Genomic DNA, 9,396 nt, shown 5'->3' with positions numbered 1-9,396 from the left:
CGATCACTTCGAACATCGGCGGGCAGGACTACACCACCGAACCCGCTGTCAGCGACGTCTCGTTCACGGACGAAAACGGAACCAACTGGTCCGGCACACCTTCGAAGGTGCCGAACGTGTGGAGCTGGACGTACACCGACGCGCAGGGAGAAGAGCACGACCTGCAGGTCACCTACGACGAGCAGGGACGCCCCTACCAGGTTTTCGACCATTCCAACTCGGAACTGTCCTTGTACGATTGGAGCACCGGCGAACCAGTTCGGATAGGCGACGCGCAGCATCTGGACCCCGGTGTCGCTTTCGATCAGCCCTACACCGACGAGATCATGAGCTTCGTCGTCCCACCGCTGCGCGGGGCCCGTCTGGCCGTCGGCGCGATCCGGGCTGAAGACCTGATCGTCTCGAACCGGACAACACCCACCCGGCCCCCGGTTACTTCACCATCGACCCCTGCTCAAAACATTCCCCGGCCGGGCACACTGCCACCGCGCGGCATACCCGTCATCGACGGCACAGTTCCACCTGCCGAACATGACCACCCCACGATCCCTTCCGTGAATGAACCTGCACGCCCGGATCCCACGATTCCGGAACCCTCGCAACCCACTTCGCCCGGCGATCCCGACCGCGGCCAGTGGGAACCATCCACGCCGGGGGAGATCGGTGATCCAGGGCCGAACCTGACACCAGGAATTTCTACCCCGAATGTTCCCTCGCCAGGTCAGGTCGAGGAACCGAGTGCGCCGACTCTGCCCGATGTCGGGCAGGTGCCGGTGAATCCGGACGCTCCCGGCGCTCCGCAGCAACCCGGACTACCGGAATTCGACCCCTTCGCCACCGATCCGAGCACCATTCCCAGCCCTGGCGTCATCGAGGATCCGACGCAGCGACCCGCGGTCACGATGCCTCCCACACAGCCTGACAGCCCGGAGGGACCAGGGGTTGAACAGGATCCGTTGTGGTGGATGCCGTTCGCACGAGAAAAACCACCGCAACTCGCACCCGGCGAAACACCGCCGGACATCGTGGAGGTCGAAGGAGTCGGCCCGTTGGATCTGCGTACGTTGCAGTCCCGGATCATCGGTGATCGGGATGGCACCGATGTCGGGGTATGGGGTGATGCAGGCGAAGGTCTCCGGTACGACGCCGCTCGGAGGTTGAGGCCTTCTCGGGTATTTCAGGAACTCGTCACGCTGGTGGACGGGCAGTTCGCGTTCATCTTGCCATTCGATGCCGGGAAGAACGGTGAGCTCAAGTTCGACGGTTGGTTCCCGGACATGAACGTCATCGTCGATGCGAAACACATCTACGACTTCATCTTCGACCGGAACGGTGAACCTTACGTAACGGACTTCCGGGGCCGTGTTTGGCAAAAAGATTGGCCCAAGACCGCTCAGGCGCAGCTCGATGCCCTCGCACAAGCCGGGATGGACGCTGAGCTCGTGTGGGTGATGCTCAACGAACAATATGCTGAACTCGCCTTGAGAGGCTTCGACGACGAGAACGTCGTCGGTGTCACGGTGGAAACTATTGCGCAATGGTTGGAAAGGACGGGGCGATGAGCTTTTTCGGGCGGCGGCCGACAGTGGGCGGGTATTGGGGCACGCGGGTGCAGTCGAGTCAGGAGGTGGCGCAGACGATGCGGGCCTTCCTCGACGATCTGGAAGCGATCGACCCGGGGTTGGCGTTGCCGTGGGTCTCGACTGCCGAGTTCGACAAAGTGCCAGCAGATCTCAGCGTGGACGGGTTGGTGCGAATCTTCGAGCATTCCCGCTCGAAGGAGATGGGGTATTCGGACACCCCGGGACCGGGCTACGACGTCGACTTGTCACCCGAAGACGGGACCGCGCGGCGGATCATCGCCAGGGTCGGCGGGCTGGAAACCAGTGCCCCCAACAGTGTCCGGGTGTCGTTGCCGACGGAGAAGGATGTTCCCCCCGAATTGCGACGGTTGCTCGAACCGGATGTCGGGGACGCGATCATGAAAGTGATCGTCAAGCATTGGGAACCGGATCGGGCTCGGTGGAGCATCGGCGACTACCTCGATCTGCAACCGCGAGTTAGAGGTCAGATCCAGGTGGGATGGGAAACGTACTTCCATTCCGGAGTTACGTTCGATCGCAGCGCGCTGCCCCAATCTGCGGCGGTAGAGGAGCTGCCCACTGGCACGTTGATTCGGTTGGGGGACAAGCCAATGGAGGTCGATGCCGCCGACATCGTGGCGGTGCGGGCGGCGTTGGGTTACCCGGTGTAGCGCCAGAGACTGTTCCGATTGGTCGATCGTCTTCGAGCAGGAGTGACGTTGTCTGCTTCATCTTTACGTCGCGATCCGGCGTCCGGGTTGACCGTGAAAGTCATGGCGCGGAAGGGGCCGCCGGAAGCCGAATCGGTCACCGCAGTGCTGGCAGCGCGGTCACTGCAGTTCCTTCGAAAGCTTGACCCAGTCTTTGACGTCGACATGTATCGCTCCGTGAGGAATGACCTTCCCGACGGCGTTACGGTCGAGCAGGCTCTGGCATTGAATGGTGGGCGGATCCTCACGCCTCAGGCAGAAGGCCTCCTCGAGGCCGCAATGATCGAGAGCAGAAAGTCTCCTGATGCCGCAGGCGGGATTTACCCACTCTCATTCGGGCATCAACTCAGGTTGTTCACCGACAACGGAAACATCGAAATTCTCATCGGATTCGGGAGTACGGCAGGAGCAGGTTCCTTACTTTGCACCTTCATCTGGCCGTACCCAGGGGGCTTCGCCGATGAATCTCTGATCTCACTGTCATTGAAACTCGTCCAGGTATGGCCGATATCTGGGACGCTCCCACGGCCGTGCTCTACCGGGATGCGGAGCTCACACCTCAGTACAACGTGCCCGGCGACGCAACGGTGGGCAGTTGCACCTACTTCGGCCCTGAGATGCCGATCAACGAAACGCAGATCCCACCCACTGTCGAAGCTTTTCCGTACAAGAGAAGGAGCGATCGTCATCCAGCGTGATCCACGCGCCCCGTTGGTTGCCGACGATATCCGAAGCATCCGTGCAGCAGTCGGCCTGCTGACCGAACGACCGGAGGTTCGCCTACCGAAAGGCTCGCGCCGGCTGTGACACCAGAAGTTACGGCCAAGCTCACGTCCGCAGGTGATGGTGTTCTTAAGAACAAGCTGCTCAGATAATGGAGGATGCGTTCGACGAGGTCATCGGGATGGAGAACATCAACATCATCGTATTTGGAGGGGAGTGAAAGTGCCTACGTCATCACTGCGCCGCAATCCTACGGTGGGCTTGACAGTGAAGGTCATTCCACGAAAGGGTGCGCCTGAAAGCGAGGCCGTCACGGCCGCGCTCGTTGCACGTTCGCTACGATTGCTTCGCGACATCGATCCTGTCTTCGACGTCGACTTGTACCAAACAGTAGGCGATGCCCTCCCCGACGGTGCCGGACTCGAGCAAGCCTTGGCGTCGAATATCCGTCAGATCCTTGTACCTCCGACGGAAAAATCGATCGAAGCCGCATTGATCGAGCGCAGACGATCCCCTGATGCCACCGGCGGTATGTATCCCCTCTCATTGGGACGACATATGACCCTGTATTCACCCGCTGGAGACGTCAAAGTCGTTGTTAGTTTCGGGGGCACCTCAGGGTCCGGCGCATTCGCATGTGCCTTTGCCGACGAATCACTGATTTCGCTGGCATTGAAGCTCGTTCAGGGGCTAGCCGATATCTGGGACTCGCGTGTCACCGTGCTCTACCGCCGAACCGAATCATCGCCTCAGTTCAACGTACCGGGTGACGCGATCGTGGGCAGTTGCACCTACTTCGGTCCTGAGTTGCCGATCGAGGAAACGCAGCTCCCGCCCAGCGTGGAGGCATTTCCCTACCAGGACGGCACAATCGTCATCCAGAAGAATCTGTCCACGCCGTTAACAGTCGAGGACATCCGAAGCATCCGCGCAGCAGCAGGACTGCCGACCGAACGACCGGAGATTCCTCTACCCAAAGGTTTCAGACGGCTGTGAGCCCTACGTTGGGCGCACTCGGGGCTGCCTGCAGGTAGGGATGGCGCGGACCGACCAGCCTGCCCGCAATTACCGCGCCGCGGTCCCGATCCGGCTACGCACCAGCTGATCGACGCTCCGGGTGGAGTGCCACCGCGCGGCATACCCGCCATCGACGGCACAGTTCCACCTGCCGAGCATGATCAACCCTCTGTTCCGTCCGTGAATGAACCTGCACGCCCGGATCCCGCGATTCCGGAACCCTCGCAACCCACTTTCCCGGCGATCCCGATCGTGGCGAGTGGGAATCACTCTCGCCCGGTGGGATTGGCGATCCGGGGTCGAACCCGAGACCCGAGAACTCCACCCTGGAGGCTCCCTCGCCAGGTCGCACCGAGGAACCAAGTGTGCCGACTCTGCCTGATGTCGGTCAGGTGCCGGTGAATCCGGATGCCCCCGGCGCTCCGCAGCAACCCGGACCACAACTGTTCAATGACAATGATTTGCCGAGAACGACTATGACGATCGCAGAGTGGCTGGAAAGGAAAGGTCGATGAATTCGGATCGTGGCGCGACAGTGATCGGGTATTGGGGCCCTCGGACGCAACCGGTAGAAGGCATTGCAGCGGAGGTGTTCTCGTTTCTTCATAGTCTGAGGAACATTGATCGAGCACTTGGAGAAGCTTGGGTGTTTTCGCCCGAGACTGCCTTCGAGTCGACCGATCTAAGCGTGGAAGTCCTAGCGAAAATCTTCCGGGCAGCGAAGGATATCGAAGGGCAATCCGTTGCTGCCTTCGACCTTGGCTACATCGTGAGTTTGTTGCACCCGGACAGATATCAGTTCTTGAGAATCCAATTCTCTCTCGGCCGGAATGTTCCGAGGGTTCCGAATCTCGTCAACGTCACCCTCCCCCCGGAGAAACAAGCAATCGGGGAGGCGTCGCAGTTGCTGACTGCACGCGTCGGGGACGCGATCATGAAAGCGATCATCGAGCATTGGTCGCCGGAGTCTGCGCGGTGGGGGACGCGGGAGTACCGCAATGCGCAGGGAAATGAGGTCAGCGAAATCGAAGTCGGGTGGGAGACATACATCCAGTCCGGGATCGATCTCGATCACAGCAAACTGCCCGTCGTCGCCGTACTGGAGGAACTCCCCAACGGAACGCTGATTCGGTTGGGCGAGAAACCGTTAGACGTCAACTTCGACGACATCCTGGCGGTGCGGGAAGCACTGGGTTACCCGGTCTAAGACGCCGCGTGACCGCCGACCCTTGCTCATGTCGCGACACGTAGTCGGACGGAGACTATTACGCAGTGGTTGGAAAGGACGGGGCGATGAGCTTTTTCGGGCGATGGCCGACGGTAGCCGGATATTGGGGCACGCGGGTGCAGTCGAGTCAGGAGGTGGCGCAGACGATGCGCGCTTTCCTCGACGACCTGGAAACGATCGACCCGGAGTTGGCGTTGCCGTGGGTGTACACCAAAAAAACTGGACAAAGGCCCCGCGGATCTCAGTGTGGACGGGTTGGTGAAAATCTTCGAGCATTCCCGCTCGAAGGAGGTGGGATACTCGGACACCCCCGGACCGGGGTACAGCATCGGTTTGTCGCCCGAGGACGGGACCGCGCGGCGGATCATCTCCAGGGTCGGCGGCTTAGAAACCAGCGCCCCCAACAGTGTCCGGGTGTCGTTGCCGACGGAGACGCAGCTCACCGACAGCACCCGGCAGCTGCTCGGCCCTGACATCGGAGACGCGATCATGAAAGTTATCGTCAAGCATTGGAAACCGGATCGAGCTCGGTGGAGCATCGGCGACTACATAGATCTTCAGAATCGGTCGAAAGGTGAGGTCGAGGTGGGATGGGAAACATACTTCCATTCCGGAGTTAGGTTCGATCGCAGCGCGCTGCCCCAATCTGCGGTGGTAGAGGAGTTGTCCACTGGCACGTTGATTCGGTTGGGGGACAAGCCAATGGAGGTCGCTGCCGCCGACATCGTGGCGGTGCGGGCGGCGTTGGATTACCCGGTGTAGGCCACGCAATGGGTCCGGAGTTCACCATTGCATCAGACGTCGAGAAATGCGTTAACCGGATGGCCTGCTTCGCCTTTCGATAGTATTGCCAGATGGCACCCCGAACCGACTTGCTCGCGTGGCTCCTCGACTCGGATCCAGCGATTCGGTGGCAGGTGGAGCGCGATCTGTTGAACGAAGCGCCCACTGTGTGGGCGGCGACGCGCGCGTCGATCGCTACCAAAGGATTTGGTGCACGCCTGCTTTCATTGCAGGACCGAGACGGCCAATGGGCGGGTGGGGCGTTCTTCCCGGCAGAATTCGACTTCGCGGGACCCGAAGCAGCAGAACAAAGTTCGCAACCCTGGACGGCAACAACCTGGACGCTCAACTCCTTGCGTGAGTGGGGCCTCGACGCCGGTGTTCTGCGGGAGCGTCGAACCGCAGAACTGCTCGCGGAAAACTGTCGCTGGGAGTACGAGGGCCGGCCGTACTGGGACGGTGAGGTCGATTGCTGCATCAACGCCTGGACGGTGGCAAACGGTGTGTGGCTCGATGTTTGCGTTGATGAACTCGCTAATTGGTTTGTGCGGCATCAACTTCCGGATGGTGGGTGGAACTGCGAGTGGACCGAAGGTTCGACGCGATCGTCGTTTCATTCGACGCTCAATTCACTCAAAGGGCTTCTCGCGTACGAGATCGCGACCGGGGGAACGGATGAGACGCGCGCGGCTCGGCGATCCGGTGAGGAGTACTTGTTGCAGCGCGGTCTGTTCCGGCGACTCTCGACCTGCGAACCGGTGGGGCCCTGGGTCGGCCGGTTTGCGTACCCGTTCCGGTGGCGTTACAACGTGCTCAACGCAGCCGACTACTTCCGCGAAGCGTCGTTGTCGTATGGAAATGAGCCTGATCCGCGAATGGCGGACGCGATCGAGATGATCCGGGTCGCTCGAGCCTCGGATGGGACGTGGCTCCAGGCCGGTCGCCAACCGGGGCGGGTGTGGTTCGAGGTCGACACAAAGGCGGGAGAGCCGTCGAAGTGGCTGACTGTGTCCGGCATCCGAGTGCTCGCCTGGTGGGATCAATCCTCCCTTCTAGGTTCTGCATAACAAAAGAGTTACAGCGAGAGTTTTTTCACCTTCAAAGGTTATCGAAAGGTGATCTTCGACTTTCCGGTCGAAATATCCAGTACGGATGAAGAACATATTAACGACAGGATTGCCCTCAGTGCAGTGAAGGTTAGTCATCTGAACAGGTGAGAAGATGTTCGGTGAAATTACCTACCCGATTGGATAGGCGGGTCACCGACGTTGGTAATCAAACAGGGCGCTCGCGGCTGTCTTGGTTAGGGAGCTAAGTCCCGAGCTGGAAACGGCATTTCTGCTTCGAAAGTGTCGCTCACCTGCGGCTACGTTCCCCATTTTGCAAGACTTAAACCACTTTCGGTGAGAATTGGTCCCGCAATTGTAGGTTGTGGAGCGTCCGCAATGTTTAGGCAAAGTCCCATCTTTTCCCAGAACAATGCTCTACTAAACGTGAAAACCGGATGTTCCCCCGATTTTGCTGAGAAGGTGCAACTATGGGGCGTAGCGTAACTGTCGCAGTGAATTGGAACATCGCGAATTGCTGCTCTAACCAATGACTTTGTTCAGGTCCGAATAATGCTCGGAGGTCGTCGATGTCGATGGAAATGGTGTTAGCCGAAGCAGTGATAGACAGTGGGGACACGGCGTGGGTGCTGATCTCCGCTGGCCTGGTTCTCTTCATGGTTCCCGGACTCGCCTTCTTCTACGCCGGTCTGGTGCGTGGTAGCAGTGCGCTCGTCATGTTGCAGCAGAACCTCGTCCCACTCGGACTCGTCTCGATTACCTGGGTCGTGTTCGGATACAGCTTCGCGTTCAGTGGAGACTGGGGTTCCGGCTTCCTCGGTGACCTCAAATTGTTCGGCTTGCAGGACATACACACTGCCGCCGCCCCGGGCTTCCACCTGATCGAAGGTGCAGTCGCGGTACCGACTCTGGCGTTCGTGGTCTATCAGATGATGTTCGCGATCATCACGCCCGCGCTGATCACCGGTGCGACCGCAAACCGGCTCAAGCCCTTGGGCTGGGCCGTTCTGCTCGTGCTGTGGTCGATCATCGTCTACCCCCCGATTGCGCACTGGCTCTTCAATCCCGAAGGCTGGTTGGCGCTCCGCGGAGCTCAGGACTGGGCCGGCGGAATTGTCGTCCACGCATCCGCCGGCGCCGCCGCCCTGGCAATCTTGCTGGTGGTCGGCAAACGTCCGGGATGGCCCAACGCCGAGGCAGTCCCGCACTCGGTGCCTCTGGCGTTGATCGGCGCAGGCATCCTGTGGTTCGGCTGGTTCGGATTCAACGCAGGCGACGGATTGGCCGCCGATGGTGTTGCGGCACAAGCCTTGATGAACACTCACATCGCCGCAGCGGGCGGCATGGTCGTCTGGCTCGTCATCGAAAGGTATACCGAGGGCAAGGCCACGGCGATCGGTGGAATCACCGGCGCGGTAGCCGGTCTCGCGACCGTCACCCCCTGCGCCGGCTTCGTCAGCACCTTCTCCGCGTTGGCGATCGGCGCGCTTGCCGGACTGGTCTGCCACTTCGCGCTCGCGCTCAAGTCGATCTTCAAGTTCGACGACGCGCTCGACGTCATCGCGGTCCACTTCATCGGCGGCATCCTCGGTTCACTCCTTCTCGGTTTGTTCGGCGAAAAGGCGATCAATTCGATCGGCCGCGACGGACTCTTCTTCGGCGGCGGCGCAGGACTACTCGGCGAGCAGGCGTTGGCGTTGATCGTCGTCATCGCTTTCTCGTTCGTGGTGACCTGGCTGATCGCCACGGGCATCGAGAAGACCATCGGTCTCAAGCTGGCTCCGAAAGACCAGGTGGACATCGACCGTCGTCAGCAAGGCATGGACGCGTACCGCTACAACGCCGCATTCGTCGACGCCGGTGGTGCGCCGCAGACCAGCGGGTTCGACTCGGGGGTCCTGGTCGAGGGGGCAAAACTTGTTCCGAACCTCGGCGCCCCGAAGCACGAACTCATCACGGCGGTATTGCAGACCATCGAGTCCGAGAAGCTTCGGGAGGCGCTGCTGGCTGCCGGAGCGGAATCGATAGTCGTATCGGAAGCGCATGTCTCCGCGAGCGACTCGGCCTCTCTCAAGTTTCGCGGGCAACGCAACGACGTCGTGTTCACGGAGCGGTTGCGTGTCGAGGTGCTGGTCGCCTCGGAACATGCCCAGGCGGTTCTGGACGCGATCAACGAGTACTCGGGCGGCAGGAGGAGCGGTTTCGTCCAGCAGGCGGCCGAACCTCTCACCGAAGCGACGGAACAGGGGAGCTGACATGTATTCGACGACAGGGAGTTACCGCAT

Annotated in this window: 7 protein-coding genes and 1 pseudogene; all 8 read left to right on the top strand. The window is 60.5% G+C overall.

What is annotated here, in order from left to right:
* A pseudogene (locus R4P70_RS25340) lies at window positions 1–1,562 on the top strand (hypothetical protein); the annotation flags it as partial.
* Window positions 1,559–2,254, top strand: coding sequence for an Imm52 family immunity protein (locus R4P70_RS25335; protein ID WP_003943963.1), 696 nt, complete (start codon window positions 1,559–1,561; stop codon window positions 2,252–2,254). The pseudogene R4P70_RS25340 and the gene R4P70_RS25335, both read left to right, overlap by 4 nt.
* Window positions 2,255–2,793: 539 nt before the next feature.
* Window positions 2,794–2,991, top strand: a complete 198-nt coding sequence (locus tag R4P70_RS25330; RefSeq protein WP_241841032.1) for a hypothetical protein — start codon at window positions 2,794–2,796, stop codon at window positions 2,989–2,991.
* Between the two features lie 247 nt (window positions 2,992–3,238).
* The gene (locus R4P70_RS25325) at window positions 3,239–4,012 is read left to right on the top strand and encodes a hypothetical protein (RefSeq protein ID WP_225989407.1); all 774 of its coding nucleotides are present in this window, start codon (window positions 3,239–3,241) and stop codon (window positions 4,010–4,012) included.
* Window positions 4,013–4,544: 532 nt separating this feature from the next.
* Window positions 4,545–5,240 (top strand): Imm52 family immunity protein, encoded by a 696-nt coding sequence (locus tag R4P70_RS25320; RefSeq protein WP_326839284.1) that lies wholly within the window; start codon window positions 4,545–4,547, stop codon window positions 5,238–5,240.
* Window positions 5,241–5,519: 279 nt separating this feature from the next.
* Window positions 5,520–6,023: a hypothetical protein gene (locus tag R4P70_RS25315; protein ID WP_223257877.1), complete on the top strand. Its 504-nt coding sequence runs from the start codon at window positions 5,520–5,522 to the stop codon at window positions 6,021–6,023.
* A 92-nt stretch (window positions 6,024–6,115) separates the two neighbouring features.
* Window positions 6,116–7,111 (top strand): squalene cyclase, encoded by a 996-nt coding sequence (locus R4P70_RS25310; protein WP_047888768.1) that lies wholly within the window; start codon window positions 6,116–6,118, stop codon window positions 7,109–7,111.
* A 575-nt stretch (window positions 7,112–7,686) separates the two neighbouring features.
* A complete protein-coding gene (gene amt, locus R4P70_RS25305) occupies window positions 7,687–9,366 on the top strand; it encodes an ammonium transporter (RefSeq protein ID WP_228117877.1) in 1,680 nt (559 codons plus the stop codon).
* The last annotated feature ends 30 nt before the right edge of the window (window positions 9,367–9,396 follow it).

This window comes from Rhodococcus sp. IEGM 1241 (assembly GCF_033142365.1).
GTDB classification, from domain to species: Bacteria; Actinomycetota; Actinomycetes; order Mycobacteriales; family Mycobacteriaceae; genus Rhodococcus_F; species Rhodococcus_F erythropolis.
The sequence above is the reverse complement of the archived record's forward strand: the minus strand, read 5'-3'. Positions and strand labels throughout refer to the sequence as shown.